Consider the following 19128-nt stretch of genomic DNA (forward strand, 5'->3'; position numbering starts at 1 on the left):
AAAAAAAGGAAAAAATACTTAGGGGGAGCAGTATGGAAAAAAACATTATAAATATTGAAAAAGAGATATTAAAAGGAGATATATTAGATTTAAGTTTAGGAGATATTTCATTAATATATCCTTACATTAAAAAAGATGATGAGCTAGATTTAGATTACATAGAAAATATGTATGGAAAAAAATTAATACAAGAAAATAGTTATGATACAGCACTTTTATTTTTTACATTGCAAAATATAAAAAGTAGGAGAGGAAAAAGTGATTTACTAAGAGAGATTAGTGAGTATTTAAAAGAAAAAGCATATTTGCATATTTGGGATATTAATAAAAAATTTGGGCAAATGTTTAAAAAACAAATTTCTATAAGAGTAGAGCAGCAAGAAAAAGATATAGAAGTTAAAAATACTAATTTATTTACAGATAATTCTATGGATACTATGATAAAGCTTGTTCAGGAGCATTTTACAATAGTAACATTTAAAAGAGAGAAAGATTTATACTATATTAAATGCAAAAAAAAGAAAATAAGATTATAATAGTATTTATATGATTTTACTACGAAAAAAGTGTAAAATAAAAAACATAAAAAATAAAGAAGGGAAGAAACTAATGAAAGTTTTATTAGTAGCATTAAATTCACAATATGTTCATACAAACCTAGCGGTTAGGTATCTAAAGGCTTATACAGAGGACTTGCCATATGAATGTAAAATCTCAGAGTATACTATAAATCATAGAATAGAACAAATTTTGGAAGGAATAATGGTTGAAAAACCAGAGGTTATTTGTTTTTCTACATACATATGGAATATAAACATGGTTAAAGATTTAACAATCCTTATTAAAAAAATAAATCCTAAGATAGAAATACTATATGGTGGTCCAGAAGTAAGCTTTGATAGTAAGGAATTTTTAGAGAAATCAAAAGGAGATTATATAATAAGAGGAGAAGGAGAGGAGACTTTTAGAGAATTTATAAAATATAAATTAGGAAAGGTTTCTTCTCTAGAAATTATAAAAGGACTTTGTTTTAAAGAAAAAAATGGGATTCATATAAATGAAAAAAGAGAAAACATGGATATGAATAAAATAGTATTTCCATATAAAGAAGATGAAGATCTTGAAAATAAAATAGTATATTATGAAGCATCAAGGGGATGTCCTTTTAGATGTAAATATTGTCTTTCATCTACGGATAGAAATTTAAGATTTTTAGATGTAGAGAGGGTAAAAAGAGAATTACAGTATTTTATAGATAAAAATGTTAAGTTGGTTAAGTTTGTAGATAGAACTTTTAATGCAAGTCATAAATTTGCCATGGAGATATGGGCTTATCTTATAGAAAATGCCAATTCAGATACTGCATTTCATTTTGAGATTTCTGCAGATATACTAAGAGATGAGCAGTTTCAATTGCTTAAAAAAGCCAGAGAAGGATTATTTCAATTTGAAGTTGGGGTCCAAAGTACTAATGTAGATACTTTGAAACATATAAATAGAATGGTAGATTTTCATTTTATTGAAAAAAAAGTAGCAAAAGTTAAGGAACTTAAAAATATTAAACAACATCTTGATTTAATAGCAGGTCTTCCTAATGAAAATTTTAATTCTTTCAAGAAATCATTTAATGATGTATATGCACTTCAACCTGAAGAAGTTCAGTTAGGATTTTTAAAATTATTAAAAGGTGCGCCTATGAGAGAGGAGGCGGAAAAATGGGGAATGGTTTATTCACATATACCACCCTATGAAATTTTAAAGACAAATAGCATAAGTTATGAAGAACTACTAATACTAAAAAAAGTAGAAGCAATGGTAGATAAATATTATAATACTGGGAAATTCAAAAATATTATTAACTATTTTATGAAAAAGTTTCAAAATCCTTTTGAATTCTACTATAATTTATCGATGTTTTTTGAAAAGAAAGGTTACTTTGATAAAAATATATCAAGTACGGAATATTATAATGTTTTTTTAGACTTTAATAAAGAATTAGAAAAAAGTAACGAAGAATTAAAAGAAATTATTAAATATGATTATCTATGTTTCAATAAGAAAAAATGGATTCCACCTTTCTTAAAGAGGGAAATAAATAAAAAAGAAATAGAGAAAATAAAAGAGAATCTTAAAGAAATTAATGAAAATATCAATTTTTCTAAAATACACATAGAAAAGTTTTTTATAGATATTCAGAAGTATTTAACATATAATATTATAGAATCAAAAGAATCATATATAATGTTTAATGAGGTAGAAAATTGTATAAAATTTATTTAAAATAATAGTAACATTTTCTTTGAAAAAAATCGAAATATGTAGTAAAATATAGAATATTCCATAAAGTTTGATAAATTAATACTTATTTTAAGTATGTATATTTATTAAATTAATGTTAATCTACTTGAAAGTATATTAAAATATTAGTATAATCTAATTAATTAAGTTGTAATTAATACTATATTAAGTATTATTCAAAATAAAATAATATTATTTTTATTATTTGAAAAGGTGGTGATAACTTGGCATTAGAAGCGATTCAAAAAATTAAAGAGGCAGAGGAAAAGGGTGCCGAAATCATTGCTAAGGCAAAAGCTGAAGCGAGGGAACTTTCAAAAAGTGCCGAAAAAGATGGCACATTAAAATATGAAAGTATTTTAAAAGATGCAAAACAAAAGACAAAAGAGATTTTGGAAGTTGCAGAAAATGAAGGAAAAGAAGCCGCTGGGCCAATTCTTCAAAGAGGTAAAGAAGACAGTAAAAAGTATTTAGACATGGAACAAAACAGAGTTAATAAAGCTGTAAATTTAATCTATGAGAGGATAGTGAAGTCTCATGGCAATAGTTAAAATGAGTAAATTTTCTTTGCTTTCCTTTAAGTCAAGAAAAGAAACTTTATTAGAAACTCTGCATAAGTTTGAAAATGTACAATTTGTAAATCTTCAAGAAAAGGAAGAAGAAGACTTAAAGTTTTTTAGTGCTGATTCTGAAAAAGTTAAAATTTCGGAAGTTGAAGAAATTCAAGCTAAATTAAAATTCTGTATAGATACTTTAAATAAGTTTTCTCCTAAAGAAGGTGGTCTAAAAGCCCTTAAAGAAGGGAAAAAGACTATTTCATATGAAGAGCTTCAGCAAATTGGTACAACATCTCATTGGCAAGAGTACTATAAGGTCTTAAAGGAAAATGAAACAAAATTAAATGAAATTAAAAATGAAAAAACAAAATTAAATGGAGAAATTGAGGCATTAATACCTTGGCGTCAATTAGATGCTAAATTCTCAGATATGAGAAACTTAAGAAAAGTTTCTTATTTTTTAGGAAGCATTCCTAAATTAGCTAAGGAAACTTTCTTAGAGGAATTTTCTTCTAGTATATTAAATTCTTATGTTGAATTTATTAGTGATGTTAAATCAGATTCTAATATTTTCGTATTAGTTCATAAGAATGAAACAGAAGAAGCTGAGAAAATATTAAAGCAATTTGGCTTCAATAATGTGAATTTCACATATGAAAATTCTCCAAATGAAGTTATTGAATCTTTAACTAATGATCTTAAGGAACTTAATGAAAAAGAAGAAGATATTAAGGAATTTATTAAGAACTACAGTGAGAATAGAGAAGAAATTGAAATAGTTCATGAATATTATTCTAACATTCATGATATAGCAAATGCTTCTGATAACTTCTTAAATAGTAATAATGTACTTGCTATAGAAGGATGGGTTCCAACAAATCTTATAAATAAGTTAGAGGAAACTATCAAAGGTGTAGCAGGAGAAGATTATTATTTAACTTTTGAAGATGCACAAGTAGGAGATCCAGAAGTACCTATTTTATTAAAAAATAATAAAATAGTAAAAGCTTTTGAATCTATTACAAAAATGTATAGTATACCTAAATATTCTGAAGTTGATCCAACTCCGCTTTTAACACCATTCTACCTAGTATTTTTTGGGATGATGATGGCGGATATGGGATATGGATTATTGATGATAATAGCATCAGCAATAGCACTTAAATGCTTTAATCTTGAAGACTCTAAAAAAGATTTTATTAGATTTTTCTTTTATTTAGGTTTCCCTACATTTATAGTAGGAGCCCTTTATGGAGGATTCTTTGGAGATATCATAAAAGGATTAAAAGGTGTTGTTGATCCCGCTAAAGATGTTGTAATAATTTTAATAGTTTCAATGGTATTAGGATTAATTCAATTGTACTTTGGTTTAGGTGTAAAAGCTTATATGTTAATTAAAGAACATAAACCATTAGATGCTGTATATGATGTATTTTCTTGGTATGCCGCTTTAACAGGAGCACTTTTATTACTTGGTGGAGGTCCATTAGGATTATCACCTATGGTAGTTACTATAGGTAAATGGGTAATGATAGTAGGTATGATTTTAATAGTATTAACTGGTGGTAGAGAAAATAAAAACATTGGTGCAAGACTTGGAGCAGGACTTTATTCGCTATATGGTATTTCAGGATACGTAGGAGATTTAGTTTCTTATTCAAGACTTATGGCCTTAGGGCTAGCAGGTGGATTCATAGGAAGTGCATTTAATCTTATGATTTCTTTATTGGGTAATGGTCCAGTAAAATGGATTGTTGGACCAATAATATTTATTTTAGGTCATGTATTCAACTTATTATTATCAGCTTTAGGAGCTTATGTTCATACATGTAGATTACAATACGTTGAGTATTTTGGTAAATTCTATGAGGGTGGCGGTAAAGAGTTCAAACCGTTCAAATCAAGAAATAAATTCATAAATATAAAGAGCAAATAGGAGGAAGAAATTATGAAATTCATGGAATTTTTAGTTCAAAATGGAGGACTTATTTTTGCAACATTAGGAATTGCACTTGCAGTTATTATGTCAGGTATAGGATCAGCTAGAGGTGTTGGTATGGTTGGTGAGGCTGCTGCCGGTCTATTAACAGAAGAACCAGAAAAATTTGGTAAAGCTTTAGTTCTTCAATTATTACCAGGTACACAAGGTTTATACGGATTCGTTATCGGTCTTATGGTATTCTTAAAACTTACTGGTAATATGACTTTAGGTCAAGGTTTATACTTATTCATGGCTTGTTTACCAATAGCATTTGTAGGTTGGAAATCAGCAATTGCCCAAGCAAGAACAGCTGCAGCTGGTATAGCAATATTAGCTAAAAACGAAGAACATACTACAAAAGGTATCATCTTATCAGCAATGGTTGAAACTTACGCTCTTTTAGGATTCGTTATTTCTCTATTATTAGTATTTAAATCATTTTAATAGAGTACCTTAAAATATCTTAAATTAAGGATGTGAAGATATGTCTAATCTAGAAAATTTAACTTCTAAGATATTAGAAGACTCTAAAAGAGAAGCTAACGAAATTTTAGAAAAAGCTAAAAAAGAAGCAGATTCTTTACTAAGTTCTAAAGAAAAATCTGCAGAGTTAGTAAAAAATGATCTTATAGAAAAAGCAAAACTTGAGGCGGAAAGTAGAAAACAAAGATTAATTTCAAGCGCAGAGCTTCAAGGAAGAAATGAAAAATTAAAAGCAAAACAACAAGTTATGGAATCAACTTTTGAAAAAGCTATAGAAAAACTTTCAAAAATGAGCAAAGAAGACTTTGTGAAGTTTTTAAAGGAAAGTATTTCTTCATTAAATCTTCAAGGTGGAGAAGAAATATTAGTTTCTAAAGATTTTAAAGAAGCTATAACTCCAGAAGTTTTAACAGAATTAAAGTTAGAACTTTGTAAGGATGACAGAAACATTCCATCAGGATTTATAATAATTAATGAGGGGATTGAATATAACTATACTTTCAAAGCTTTAGCTAATTCTTTAAGAGAAGAATTAGAGTATGAAGTTGCAGGTATTTTATTCAATTAACCTTAAGGAGGATAGCCCTATGGATAGAATGGATTTTACGCAAGCTGTATCCAGACTTAGAGTGCTAGAAAAAAGACTCCTTAATAAAGTAAAGATAGAAAGAATGATAGATAGTTCCTCTGCTGATGAAGCATTAAAAGTTTTAGGTGAAACAGAATATTCTTCATTAATGGGAGATGTTAAAAGAGCAGAGGACTATGAAATACTATTACAAAAAGAACTTAAAAGAGTATATAAACTAATGTATGATGTAACTCCAGAAAGTTCTATAATAGATATTTTAGGTATTAAGTATGACTATCACAATATCAAAGTGCTTTTAAAAGCTAAAGCACTTTCTAAGGAGTTTGACGATTTAATAATGCCTATGGGTATTATGAATCCTAGCAGTTTAAAAGAAGCTATATTATCTGGAAATTTTAAAAATCTTCCAGAACAATTTAAAAATGCAATTAAATTATCTGAAGATAAATATAAAGAGTCTAAAGACCCGCAAATTATAGATATTATAGTTGATAAATATATGTATGAAGATATGGTTCAAAGGGCTGAAGAAATAGAAGAAGAGTTTATTCTTGAATATGTGAAAGAAAACATTGATTTCATAAATATAAGAACTCTTTTAAGAGTTAAAATGCAAGATAAGCTTTTAAACTTTTTAAAAGAAGTACTTTTAAAAGGTGGTTACATTGATATTAAATTCTTAGAAGGCCTTTATAATGATACTGTAGAAAATATAACTACAAAATTAGCTTCTAAGAGATATACTAATGTAATTAAAGAAGGCTTAGGCGAATTTATGGAAAGTGGTAAACTTACTTTATTTGAAAAGCTATTTGAAGACCATATAATGGCCCATATTAAAAAAGGGAAATTAGTTCACTTTGGACCAGAGCCACTATTCTGTTATGTTTTAGCTAAGGAAACAGAAATTAAGATTATAAGAATCATAATGGTAGCTAAACTTAACAATGTTCAAAGTAGCGTAATCAGAGAAAGGTTGCGTGATGTATATGTATAAAATTGGAGTTGTAGGAGATAAAGATTCTATATTAGCTTTTAAAGCAATAGGAATTAGTACATTTCCTGTAATTGAGTCAGATGAAGCTCAAAAAACTATAGATAGATTAGCTAAGGAAGAGTATGCGGTAGTATTTGTAACTGAACAAGTAGCTGCAAAAATTCCTGAAACTATTGAAAGATATAACAGAGAAATGCTTCCTGCCGTAATTTTAATACCAAGTAATCAGGGATCACTAAATATTGGATTACAAAGAATTAGTGATAACGTTGAAAAGGCTGTAGGCGTGAATATATTATAGAAAGGTAGGTAGGAGAACTTGAAGATTGGTAAGGTTATAAAAGTTTCAGGTCCATTAGTTGTTGCCATGGATATGGATGAAGCTAATGTATATGACGTTGTTAAAGTTGGAGATAAAGGCCTTATAGGCGAAATCATAGAGATGAGAGGCGATAAAGCTTCTATTCAGGTTTATGAAGAAACTTCAGGTATCGGTCCTGGTGACCCAGTAGTAAGTACAGGAGAACCATTAAGTGTTGAGCTTGGACCAGGTCTTATAGAATCAATGTTTGATGGAATTCAAAGACCACTTGACCTTTTCATGGAGGCTGCAAAATCCGCTTTCCTAACAAAAGGGGTTTCTGTAAAAGCATTAAACAGAGCTAAGAAATGGAGCTTTAATCCAACAGTTAAAGTTGGAGATAAAGTTTCATCAGGAGATATAGTCGGTACAGTTCAAGAGACTGCTGTTATTATGCACAAGATAATGGTTCCTTATGGTATAGAAGGGACAATTAAAGACATAAAGTCAGGAGACTTTAATGTTGAAGAAGTTGTGTATACAGTTACAACTGAAAAAGGTGACAAGGAATTAACTTTAATGCAAAAATGGCCAGTAAGAAAAGGTAGACCATTTGCAAAAAAAATGAATCCTGTAGAGCCAATGGTAACAGGACAAAGGGTTATAGATACTTTCTTCCCAGTAGCAAAAGGAGGAGCAGCAGCAGTACCAGGACCATTCGGAGCTGGTAAAACAGTTGTTCAGCACCAAATAGCTAAATGGGGAGATACTGAAATAGTTGTTTACGTTGGATGTGGAGAACGTGGTAACGAAATGACAGACGTTCTTAATGAGTTCCCAGAATTAAAGGATCCAAAAACTGGTGAAAGTTTAATGAAGAGAACAGTACTTATAGCTAATACTTCAAACATGCCAGTTGCAGCCAGAGAAGCTTCTATCTATACAGGTATTACAATAGCTGAATACTTTAGAGATATGGGTTACTCAGTATCAATCATGGCTGATTCAACATCAAGATGGGCAGAGGCGCTAAGAGAAATGTCAGGAAGACTTGAAGAAATGCCTGGTGACGAAGGTTACCCTGCATACCTAGGATCAAGACTTGCTGATTATTATGAAAGAGCCGGTAAAGTTGTTTGTTTAGGTAATGATGGAAGAGAAGGAGCAGTTACAGCAATAGGTGCCGTATCACCTCCAGGAGGAGATATTTCAGAGCCAGTAACACAATCTACTTTAAGAATAGTTAAAGTATTCTGGGGATTAGATGCTCAACTTGCTTATAGAAGACATTTCCCTTCTATTAACTGGCTTACATCTTATTCATTATACTTAGATAAAATCGGAAGCTGGGTAAATGAAAATGGAGCTCCTGATTGGACAAAATTAACAACAGAAGCTATGGCACTTCTTCAAGATGAATCTAAATTACAAGAAATTGTAAGACTTGTTGGTATAGATGCATTATCAGAAAATGATAGATTGAAACTTGAAGTAGCTAAGTCAATAAGAGAAGATTACTTACAACAAAATGCTTTCCACGAAGTTGACACATATGCTTCATTAAAGAAACAGTATAAAATGTTAAAATTAGTTCTTGCATTCTATGATGAAGGTAAGAGAGCATTAGACGCTGGTGTATACTTAGATAAGATTATTTCTCTAGTAGAAATGAGAGATAAGATTGCCAGAGCAAAATATATACATGAAGATGAAATTAATAAGATAGATGAAATAAGAGAAGAATTACATGAAGTTATGGAAAACTTAATAGCAGAGGGAGGGATAGCTAATGCTTAAAGAATATAGAACAGTAAGAGAAGTTGTTGGTCCCTTAATGCTTGTTGACCAAGTTGAAAATGTTAAGTTTGACGAACTTGTTGAAATTGAAATACAAACAGGTGAAAAAAGAAACGGAAGAGTTCTAGAAATAAACGGAGATAAAGCATTAATCCAGTTATTCGAAGGATCTGCAGGAATCAACCTTAAAGGAAGTAAAGTTAGATTCCAAGGCAGACCACTAGAACTAGGTGTATCAGAAGATATGCTAGGAAGAGTCTTTGACGGACTTGGTAGACCAAAAGATAATGGTCCACAAATACTTCCAGAAAAGAAATTAGATATAAATGGTGAAGCAATAAACCCAGTTGCAAGAAATTTCCCATCTGAGTTTATTCAAACTGGTATATCTGCTATAGACGGATTAAACACTTTAGTTAGAGGGCAAAAACTTCCTGTATTCTCAGGAGCGGGTCTTCCACATGCAGAATTAGCTGCACAGATAGCAAGACAAGCAAAAGTTTTAAACTCTGATTCTAAATTCGCCGTTGTTTTTGCAGCTATTGGTATAACATTCGAAGAAGCTCAATACTTCGTTGAAGAATTTACAAAAACAGGAGCAATAGATAGATCAGTTCTATTTATGAACTTAGCTTCTGACCCAGCTATCGAGAGAATAGCTACTCCAAGAATGGCATTAACTACAGCTGAGTACTTAGCATATGAAAAAGGAATGCACGTACTTGTTATAATGACAGATATAACTAACTACTGTGAAGCTTTACGTGAAGTTTCTGCAGCTAGAAAAGAAGTTCCAGGAAGAAGAGGATATCCAGGATACCTATATACTGACCTTTCTACATTATATGAAAGAGCAGGAAGAATTAAAGGTGCTGAAGGATCAATTACACAAATTCCTATCCTTACAATGCCTGAAGATGATAAGACACACCCAATTCCAGACTTAACTGGATATATAACAGAGGGTCAGATTATCTTATCAAGAGAATTATATAAGAGAGGAATAATGCCTCCAATAGATGTTTTACCTTCATTATCAAGATTAAAAGATAAAGGTATAGGTAAAGGTAAAACAAGAGAAGATCATGCAGATACAATGAACCAATTATTCTCTGCATATGCTCAAGGTAAAGAAGCTAAAGAACTTGCAGTTATCCTAGGTGAATCAGCATTATCTGATACAGATAAACAATTTGCAAAATTCGCAGAGGCTTTCGAAAATGAGTATGTAGCTCAAGGCTTCAATGCTAATAGATCTATTGAAGAAACTTTAAGTTTAGGATGGAAACTTCTATCTATTCTACCTAAGACAGAACTTAAGAGAATTAGAGATGAATATTTAGAGAAATACCTACCTAAAAGAGAGGGTGAGTAAAGGTGGCTAAACTTAACGTAAATCCCACCAGAATGGAACTCTCTAAGTTAAAGAAGAGACTTGTTACAGCTAAAAGAGGACATAAATTACTAAAAGACAAACAAGATGAGCTTATGAGAAGATTTATTGACCTTGTTAAGCATAATAACGAACTTAGAAAGAGTGTTGAAAAAGAACTTTCTGGTGCTTTTAAGGATTTTGTAATGGCAAGAGCATTAATGTCATCTGAGTTTTTAGAGGAAGCTATTATGTACCCAAAAGAAAATATATCTGTTGATATACACACAAAGAACATCATGAGTGTTAATGTCCCTGAAATGGAGTTTAAAAGAGAATTAGAAGGAGATGGAGGCAGTATTTATCCATATGGGTTTGCAAATACTTCTTCAGAACTAGATGGTTCACTTGAAAAGCTTTATAATATACTTCCAAATCTTTTGGAATTGGCAGAAGTTGAAAAATCTTGTCAGCTTATGGCTGATGAAATTGAAAAGACTAGAAGAAGGGTTAATGCTTTAGAGTATATGACTGTTCCTCAATTAGAAGAGACTATAAAGTATATTAAAATGAAGCTTGATGAAAACGAAAGAGGAGCTTTAACTAGACTTATGAAAGTTAAAACTATGTTACAACAAGAAGCATAGTTAACGGTAAAAAGGCATTCCATTTACGGGATGTCTTTTTATTTTCAATCTAATAAAAATTCAAGAAAAGTTAATGTTTAGTTTGAAATAAGGTATAACTTATGCTATTATCATAATAAGTAAATTTCTTAAAGGAGAGTAATTTATGGACGTAGAAAGCAATAGTATTTTAATAAATAAAGATATATTAGAAAAAGTTAAAACTGATGTAAATAAAATAAAAATTCTATCAAATGAAGAAGAAATAAAAGTAATAGCAGATGAAATTCTATCAATTTTAGAAAAAAGAGATCTTACAACAGGTAAAAAGATTGTAGAGATGACTATTTTAGATCGTATAAAACAAAAAATGAAAGACACTACAGATAAAGATTTAAATGTTAAACTATATATTTTATATAGGAAATTGGAAGACAAAAAAATTAGTGAAGATGAAGCGTTAAGATTATTCGAAATCTATGTTAACTCAGAATATACTGAAGGATACATTTAGACTAAAATACTTGAAAATTAGAAGGGAGGAATTATAAAGTTATTAATTAACTTTATAATGTTATATGACAGTAAGAAAGATATTAACTTTTGACAACGAAGTACTTCACAGACCATGTGATAAAGTAAAAGATATAAATGAAGAAATTATAAATTTGGCAGAGGATTTACAAGAGACATTATATGATTCAACAGGAGTAGGTCTTGCCGCACCACAGATAGGTGTTTTAAAGAAAATGATATTTATTGATTTAAGAGATGGTACGGAACCTATTCTTTTAATAAATCCTAAAATAATTTCTAAAAAGGGTAAAGAAACTTGTATGGAAGGTTGTCTAAGTTATCCAGGATATGCAGGTGAAGTTATTAGACCCAAAGAAGTAACTGTTTTTGGAACTAATATAAAGGGTGAAAAAGTAACATATAAAGCTAAAGGATTATTAGCTAGATGTTTTTGTCACGAAATTGATCATTTAGATGGGATTGTTTATACAGATAGAAGTAAGTATGTTTATAAAGAAGAAGAATAGTCAACAATAAAAACATCACTTTAAATTTAGTATTAAAAAGGGGTGTTTATAATATGAAGCCAGTTAAATTAAAAGAGCAGGTTTATTGGATAGGTGTAACAGATCCTGAACTTGAAATTTTCGATATAATAATGGAAACTAAAAAAGGAACTACCTATAATTCTTATTTAATAGATGACGAAAAAGTTGCTATCATTGATTCAGTGAAAGAAAACTTTTTTACACAATATCTACAAAATATAAAATCTGTAATAGGTAATAAAAGTGTTGATTATATAATTGTAAATCATACAGAACTTGATCATAGTGGTGCATTAAAAAATCTAATATCTGAGTATCCAAACGCTGAGATAGTTGGGTCTATTGCTGCTATAAACTATTTAAAAGAGATTTTAAACTGTGAATTTAAATATAAAATTGCAAATGTTGATATAAATTTAGGGGAAAATACTCTTAAATTTATATCAGTACCTAATCTTCATTGGCCTGATACTATGTTTACATGTGTTCCTAATAAAAAAATATTGTTTACATGTGATGTTTTTGGATGCCATTATTGTCCTAAAGATAATATAATTAATGATTTACCTATAGAATATTATGAATACATGAAATATTATTTTGATACAATAATGGGACCTTTTAAAAAATTTGTAAATATGGCTTTAAAGAAAATTGAAGGGCTGAACTTTGATATAATTGCACCAAGCCATGGTCCAATACATATAAAAGATATTGATAAAAGTATAAGTTTATATAAAGAATGGTCTAAGGAAGAAGTTATACAAGAAAAAAACGTACAAATATTTTATATTAGTGCTTATGGAAATACAGAATTAATAGCAAAGTACTTAAATGAACAAATTAATAAAAAAGGTATAAAATGTGAAATTAATGAAATAACTTCTTCTAATTTAGATAATCTTTCTGAAAAGATTAATAAAGCTTCAGGTATACTAATTGGATCACCTACTATAAATGGCGATGCTGTTAAACCAGCTTGGGATCTAACATCTTTAATTTGTGTTCCTATAAATAGAGGAAAAGTCGCTTCAGCTTTTGGCTCCTTTGGATGGAGTGGAGAAGGAGTACCTATGCTAATAGAAAGACTAAATGAATTAAAATTTAGGGTTATTCAATCAGGTTTTCGGTTTAAGTTTGTACCACATAATAAAGAATTTAAACAAGCAGACGAATTTATAGAAGAGTACTTAAAGTTATTATAAATATTTATATAATCTTATCTCAAAAGTTCTTTTAATAGGAGGAAAATAATGAAATACAAAATATTAAACTACTTAATGGAGAATGACCTAGAAGACCTTGAACAAATTAAAATATCTGAAAAGGATACCTTAGTTATAAAACTAAATTATTATTTTGATGGTTTAGAAAAAGAGGGTGCAGAAGCTTATGCAGATGAAGAATGTGTAGAAGGTAAAGACTCCTATGAATATTATGAAGATTATGTGATTCCTTATTTAAGTGATATAGCAGTAGATAATGTAGATGATATTGTAAGAGATATAGCGGAAGAATTAGACCTAGAATATCAATTATTAAGTTTTGATATAGATCTAGAAGATTATGATATGAACTCTTTTGTAGTAGCTTTCTATGAAAGGGATAAAGAGTTTGAATTAGAGGATTATATTACAGAAATAATATAACCATAAAAAGTTTTACTTGTAATATAGAATCTCTTGAAACATATAAAATTTATGATATAATAATTACAGGGCCTGAGATGCACGTGTAACTTATAATGTTCAACCGACAGACTAAATTCGGGATTTTCGATATCATTATGGATGTCAAACTTCATTTAATTTACAGAAGGAGGCAGAAGTAATGTGAGAAGAACCCACCTGCCTTAGAGAGCGGGTATTGAACATATAAGGGGACGACATTTTGGGTATTATTATTTAATTCCTAAACCATATAAGAAAAATAGGATGTCTATTTAGACATCCTTTTTTATTTGTAAAAAGTTACGAATATATTTTTATAAATGTTTCCCTGGGAAAATTATTATTTTTAAAATTACTAAATATGTAGTTTTGATATTCTACTATATAGGTATCTAATTTGCGACTGATATAAAGTACAACAACTGAATTTGTAGGCATAAATTTTAAAAAGAAATTTATGCATTTTTTTAACAATAAAATTTTTAATTTAATATAAAATTTAATCATTAAATGACCCCTCTCTATATGTTATTTAAACCAATAAAAAATAAATAAAAAAATAAAATAATAAATAAAATAAAATAAAAGAATAAATACTATATTTTTTTAATATAATATAGTAAATTTGTTTTGCTACTTAAATGTTAAGAGGCATATTTTTATATTACCAAAAATTAATACAAATGTTAAACACTTTCCTTCGGTATAAAAACAGCATTTTTGATAAGTTATACCAAGATATGTCATAACGCAGCAAAAAAATAATAAAAAACAATTATGGAAAAATATTACAAGTGTTGAAAAAAGAGATGTATAGGAAGTTTTACATGTCGATAAAAGATGAAAAAAATACTATGAAAAATTGTTTTAATCATTTGTGAAATTTGAAATTAATATAAATATCTAGTAAAATAGAATTAGTCAAAAAAGTAAAGGGGGATTTAAAATGGATCTTAAAAAATTAGAGAAAAAGAATGATGTAGCTTGGGAAAAATATTCTCAAGAAGATTTAGAAAACGTTCAAGCATTATCAAAAAAATACGTAGACTTTATGTCTTTATGTAAGACAGAGAGAGAATGTGTTGATGAATTTATAGCTATAGCAGAGAAGAATGGATATAAAAATTTAGATTCTTTAGTTAAAGAAGGAACTAAATTAAAAGCTGGTGATAAAGTTTACGCTAACTGCATGGGAAAATCATTAGCAATGTTTAAAATAGGTACAGATCCAATTGAAACAGGTTTAAGAATCTTAGGAGGACATATTGATTCACCAAGATTAGACCTAAAACAAAATCCAGTATATGAGGAAGGCGACCTAGCATTCTTTAAAACTCATTACTATGGTGGTATAAAGAAATATCAATGGGTTACTATTCCACTTGCTATTCATGGTGTTTTTGCTAAAAAAGATGGCACAATAGTTAAAGTTGTATTTGGTGAAGATGAGAATGAACCAGTTGTAGGAATCTCTGATTTATTAATACATTTATCTGGGGATCAAATGAAAAAGACTTTAGCTCAAGGTATTGAAGGAGAAGATCTTAACGTATGTATAGGATCTATTCCAGTAGATGATAAAGAATCTAAGCATAGGGTTAAATTAAATGTTTTAAGAATTTTAAATGAAAAATATAATATAGATGAAGAAGATTTTATATCAGCAGAATTAGAAATAGTACCAGCTGGAAGAGCAAGACATTACGGTCTTGATAATTCAATGGTTATGGCATATGGACAAGATGATAGAGTATGTTCATATACTTCTTTTGAAGCTATGTTAGAAATTCCAGAAACAACTAAAACTTGTGTTACATTACTTGTAGACAAAGAAGAGGTTGGAAGTATTGGGGCTACAGGAATGCATTCTAAATTCTTTGAAAATGCATTAGCTGAAGTTATTAACTTAAAAGAAGATTACAGTGATATGAAAGTAAGAAGAGCTCTTGCAAATTCAAAAATGTTATCTTCAGATGTTAGTGCTGCTTATGATCCAACATTCTCATCTGTATATGAAAAGAATAATACAGCTTATTTTGGAAAAGGTATAGTATTTAATAAATACACAGGAGCAAGAGGTAAAGGTGGATGTAATGATGCTAATGCCGAATACTTAGCTCATTTGAGAAATATTTTAGATAAAAATAATGTTTCTTTCCAAACAGCTGAACTTGGAAAAGTTGACCAAGGCGGTGGAGGAACTATAGCTTATATACTAGCTCAATATGGTATGGAAGTTATAGATTCAGGTGTTGCATTACACAGCATGCATGCTCCATATGAAATAGCAAGTAAAGCTGATATATATGAAGCATACAGAGCTTATAAAGTATTCTTAATGGAAGCTTAATAAAAAATTAAAAAAAAGATAGCTAAATTTTATAGCTATCTTTTTTTAGTTATTAGAATAAAATATAGAATGAATTATTTAGATAACATTTGTAAAAACTTTTCTAATGAATTTCCACCTAAGAAACATTGTCCTAAATCTCCGTGATTATAGTCACCTGGAATTCCATGAAAATCTGAACCAGCTGTAGAGATTTTATTATATTTTTTACAAAGCTGAGAAAACTTTTCGAAATCTCCTTCCTTATTCAAAGGATATAAGCATTCCATTCCATCAAATTGTAAATCCATTAAATCTTTTATATTATTTTTCTTAATCAAGGTAGGATGAGCAATTACACTTAACGCATTTACAGATTTTAATATGTTTATGCCTTCTAAAAGAGAGGGACAATTATTAGGTACATAAGCAGGACTTGTTTTACTTAAAAAAGTATCAAAAATTTTACAAAAATCATTACAATAACCTGCTTCCAATATAGCATGGGCTATGTGTGGTCTGGCTATTATACCTTTATTTTTTTTAAGAAGTTTTTCTTCATTTATATCTATGTTAAAATATTCTTTTAATTTTTTTAATATATCTTTTCCACGTTCTAAACGTTTTAGTTTAGTATTGAGTAAAAAATCTTGAAAAGTTTTATCTTTAAAACTAGAATCTTTAAAATAGCCTAATAGATGAATATTTTCATTATTATATAAAGTAGTTAATTCTATTCCAGGTATTACTTTTATATTTAAAGTTTTAGAAAGTTTCAGAGCTTCATCCAAAGAGCCTATGGAATCATGATCCGTTATAGCTACTATATCTAAATTTTTTTGCTTTGCTTTTAAAAGCAGGTCATTTATAGTTAAGACACCATCAGAGGCTATAGTATGTGTGTGTAAATCTGCTCGTAGCATATTTTTTGACCTTCTTTCTAATATTGAATTTTAAAACGTAATATGACATAATTTATTATATCATATATAAACTGTAATAATATATACGTATGTAGAGGAAAAGGTGACGCAATGTATTTAATTATTGATAATTATGATTCATTTGTTTATAACTTGTTTATGTATTTTAAAGAATTAGGGGAAGAAATAAAACTTATTAGGAATGATAAGATAACAACATCCTTAATTAAAGAATTAGAGCCTGAAGGTATTATTATTTCTCCAGGGCCTAAAGATCCTAAAGATACAGGAAATTTATTAGAAATTATAGAAGAATTCAAAGGTGAAATTCCTATTTTGGGGATTTGCTTAGGTCATCAAAGTATAGCATATGCATATGGTGCTAAAATAGTAAAAGGTAAGGTTCCAGTACATGGAAAGGTTAGCTTAATAACTCATAATAATGAGGGAGTTTTCACAAATATAAAAAATCCTTTAAAAGTAACTAGGTATCATTCCTTAATAGTTGATGAAGATACATTACCAAGTGAATTTATAATAACTTCAAAATCAGAAGATAATGTTATAATGGGAATAAGACATAAAAAAGATTTTATAGAAGGAGTACAATTTCATCCAGAGGCACTCCTAACAGAAATGGGACATGAGCTTTTAGAAAATTTTATAATACAAAGTAAAGAATTTAATAGAAAAAAGAAGAGAGGAAGATAATGTGTTATTAAAAGAGATAAAAACTAAACTTTCTATTGATTTGATATATAATTTAATGAAATCAGATAATGATGAAAGTGCTTTTTTATATAGTTCATTACAAACAAAACAATTAGGTGAATATTCTTTTATAGGTATAAATTCCTTTTTAAAAATCGAAGGATTTAAAGGAAAATATTTTTTTAATGGGGAAGAAGAAAAAGGAGATTTCTTCAAAGCATTGAAAAGTATTTTAAAAAAATATAAGGTTGAAAATTATACACATATGCCTTTTATATCAGGGGGAATAGGATATCTATCATATGATTTAGGAAGAACCTTAGAAATATTTGATGATACTGCAAAGGAAAATGTGGATATTCCTTTAGGATGTTTCAACTTTTATGATAATTTAATTATATTTGATCATATAGAAAATAAGACATACATATCTTCATTAGGGATTTTAGAAGAAGAGCAAGAAAGTTTGAAAGAAATAAAAAATAAAATTTCTTCTTATGAAAAAAGTTATTTTAATAAATTAGATGTATTTGAAAATGTAATTTTAGATAATAAAAAACCTCAAAATATAGAGCTTACTACAGAAAAACTTATAAATGAAGGTTTTAAATCTAATTTTAAAAAAGATGAATATAAAGAAACTATAGATAAAGTAAAAAAATATATAGAAGAGGGTCATATTTATATTACTAATCTAACACAACAATTTGTAAAAAGTACAGATAAAGATCCTTATGAAGTTTATAAAGATTTAATGGAATTAAGCCCAGCACCTTTTTCTGCTTATTTAGATTTTAAAAATTTTAAGATTATAAGTTCATCTCCAGAGAGATTTATACAAATTAATAATGGCAAAGTCATAACAAGACCTATCAAAGGTACACGCCCTAGAGGAAATTCAATAAAAGAAGATGAAAATAATAAAAAAGAACTTATAAATAGTGAGAAAGATAAATCAGAATTACTTATGATTGTGGATTTAGAGCGTAATGATTTAAGTAAAGTATGTAAACAACATACTGTAAATGTTACAGAATTATTTAAAATAGAAGAGTATAGTACAGTTTTTCATCTTGTATCTAATATAGAAGGAAAGTTAAGAGAAGATAATGATATGATTGATTGTATAAAAGCTACTTTTCCTGGAGGATCTATAACGGGAGCACCTAAAATAAGATCTATGGAAATTATAGAAGAATTAGAAAAAGTAAAAAGAAACATTTACACGGGTGCTTTAGGATATATAAGTTTTCATGATACTTGCGATTTAAATATTATAATTAGAACTATATTACAAAAGAATAATAAAGCTTATTTTGGGGTAGGTGGAGGAATCACCTGTGAATCAGAATCACAGTTTGAGTATGAAGAGACACTCCATAAAGCTAAGGCAATGGTTGAGGCATTAATTAAATAAAGGGGTAGAA

19 protein-coding genes and 1 other RNA gene are annotated in these 19128 nt (G+C 28.7%); 19 read left to right on the top strand and 1 reads right to left on the bottom strand.

Annotated features, from left to right (window positions below):
- Positions 1-32: 32 nt before the first annotated feature.
- From QOZ93_RS04500 to QOZ93_RS04580, 17 genes are all read left to right on the top strand, one after another.
- Positions 33-536 carry a hypothetical protein gene (locus QOZ93_RS04500; RefSeq protein WP_307355273.1) on the top strand — a complete coding sequence of 168 codons (504 nt, stop codon included), beginning with the start codon at positions 33-35 and terminating at the stop codon, positions 534-536.
- A gap of 73 nt (positions 537-609) precedes the next feature.
- Positions 610-2280 carry a B12-binding domain-containing radical SAM protein gene (locus QOZ93_RS04505; RefSeq protein ID WP_307355274.1) on the top strand — a complete coding sequence of 557 codons (1671 nt, stop codon included), beginning with the start codon at positions 610-612 and terminating at the stop codon, positions 2278-2280.
- A gap of 242 nt (positions 2281-2522) precedes the next feature.
- The gene (locus tag QOZ93_RS04510) at positions 2523-2849 is read left to right on the top strand and encodes an ATPase (protein ID WP_111941546.1); all 327 of its coding nucleotides are present in this window, start codon (positions 2523-2525) and stop codon (positions 2847-2849) included.
- The gene (locus QOZ93_RS04515; RefSeq protein WP_111941548.1) at positions 2836-4791 is read left to right on the top strand and encodes a V-type ATP synthase subunit I; all 1956 of its coding nucleotides are present in this window, start codon (positions 2836-2838) and stop codon (positions 4789-4791) included. Before QOZ93_RS04510 ends, QOZ93_RS04515 begins: the two co-directional genes overlap by 14 nt.
- A gap of 12 nt (positions 4792-4803) precedes the next feature.
- Positions 4804-5280 (top strand): V-type ATP synthase subunit K, encoded by a 477-nt coding sequence (locus tag QOZ93_RS04520; protein WP_111941550.1) that lies wholly within the window; start codon positions 4804-4806, stop codon positions 5278-5280.
- A 40-nt stretch (positions 5281-5320) separates the two neighbouring features.
- Complete coding sequence (locus QOZ93_RS04525; protein ID WP_111941552.1) at positions 5321-5887, top strand: V-type ATP synthase subunit E; 567 nt, start codon at positions 5321-5323, stop codon at positions 5885-5887.
- Between the two features lie 19 nt (positions 5888-5906).
- On the top strand, positions 5907-6908 hold the full coding sequence (locus tag QOZ93_RS04530) for a V-type ATP synthase subunit C (RefSeq protein WP_307355275.1): 1002 nt from the start codon (positions 5907-5909) through the stop codon (positions 6906-6908).
- A complete protein-coding gene (locus tag QOZ93_RS04535; protein WP_111944359.1) occupies positions 6901-7209 on the top strand; it encodes a V-type ATP synthase subunit F in 309 nt (102 codons plus the stop codon). The genes QOZ93_RS04530 and QOZ93_RS04535 overlap by 8 nt, the downstream gene beginning before the upstream one ends.
- 18 nt (positions 7210-7227) lie before the next feature.
- Entirely contained in the window at positions 7228-9006 is a 1779-nt protein-coding gene (locus QOZ93_RS04540; RefSeq protein WP_307355276.1) for a V-type ATP synthase subunit A, read from the top strand.
- On the top strand, positions 8999-10381 hold the full coding sequence (locus QOZ93_RS04545) for a V-type ATP synthase subunit B (RefSeq protein ID WP_307355277.1): 1383 nt from the start codon (positions 8999-9001) through the stop codon (positions 10379-10381). The genes QOZ93_RS04540 and QOZ93_RS04545 overlap by 8 nt, the downstream gene beginning before the upstream one ends.
- A gap of 2 nt (positions 10382-10383) precedes the next feature.
- Positions 10384-11025, top strand: a complete 642-nt coding sequence (locus tag QOZ93_RS04550) for a V-type ATP synthase subunit D (RefSeq protein ID WP_307355278.1) — start codon at positions 10384-10386, stop codon at positions 11023-11025.
- Between the two features lie 145 nt (positions 11026-11170).
- Positions 11171-11518: a hypothetical protein gene (locus QOZ93_RS04555; protein ID WP_307355279.1), complete on the top strand. Its 348-nt coding sequence runs from the start codon at positions 11171-11173 to the stop codon at positions 11516-11518.
- A gap of 64 nt (positions 11519-11582) precedes the next feature.
- Entirely contained in the window at positions 11583-12047 is a 465-nt protein-coding gene (gene def, locus QOZ93_RS04560; protein ID WP_111941564.1) for a peptide deformylase, read from the top strand.
- A gap of 53 nt (positions 12048-12100) precedes the next feature.
- On the top strand, positions 12101-13273 hold the full coding sequence (locus QOZ93_RS04565; protein ID WP_307355280.1) for an FprA family A-type flavoprotein: 1173 nt from the start codon (positions 12101-12103) through the stop codon (positions 13271-13273).
- A gap of 48 nt (positions 13274-13321) precedes the next feature.
- Positions 13322-13717, top strand: a complete 396-nt coding sequence (locus QOZ93_RS04570) for a hypothetical protein (RefSeq protein WP_307355281.1) — start codon at positions 13322-13324, stop codon at positions 13715-13717.
- 66 nt (positions 13718-13783) lie between these two features.
- A non-coding RNA gene (gene ssrS / locus QOZ93_RS04575) (6S RNA) lies at positions 13784-13969 on the top strand.
- 715 nt (positions 13970-14684) lie between these two features.
- On the top strand, positions 14685-16088 hold the full coding sequence (locus tag QOZ93_RS04580; protein WP_307355282.1) for an aminopeptidase: 1404 nt from the start codon (positions 14685-14687) through the stop codon (positions 16086-16088).
- Between the two features lie 74 nt (positions 16089-16162).
- Here QOZ93_RS04580 and QOZ93_RS04585 read toward each other — a convergent pair whose 3' ends face one another.
- Complete coding sequence (locus QOZ93_RS04585) at positions 16163-16990, bottom strand: PHP domain-containing protein (protein ID WP_307355283.1); 828 nt, start codon at positions 16988-16990, stop codon at positions 16163-16165.
- Between the two features lie 111 nt (positions 16991-17101).
- Here QOZ93_RS04585 and QOZ93_RS04590 point away from each other — a divergent pair, with 111 nt between their 5' ends.
- Together QOZ93_RS04590 and pabB are read left to right on the top strand one after the other, a co-directional pair.
- Entirely contained in the window at positions 17102-17701 is a 600-nt protein-coding gene (locus tag QOZ93_RS04590) for an anthranilate synthase component II (RefSeq protein WP_307355284.1), read from the top strand.
- Between the two features lies 1 nt (position 17702).
- The gene (pabB, locus tag QOZ93_RS04595) at positions 17703-19118 is read left to right on the top strand and encodes an aminodeoxychorismate synthase component I (protein WP_422723867.1); all 1416 of its coding nucleotides are present in this window, start codon (positions 17703-17705) and stop codon (positions 19116-19118) included.
- Positions 19119-19128: the final 10 nt, after the last annotated feature.

The sequence above is a fragment of the Hathewaya limosa genome (assembly GCF_030815255.1).
Classification (GTDB): domain Bacteria; phylum Bacillota; class Clostridia; order Clostridiales; family Clostridiaceae; genus Hathewaya; species Hathewaya limosa.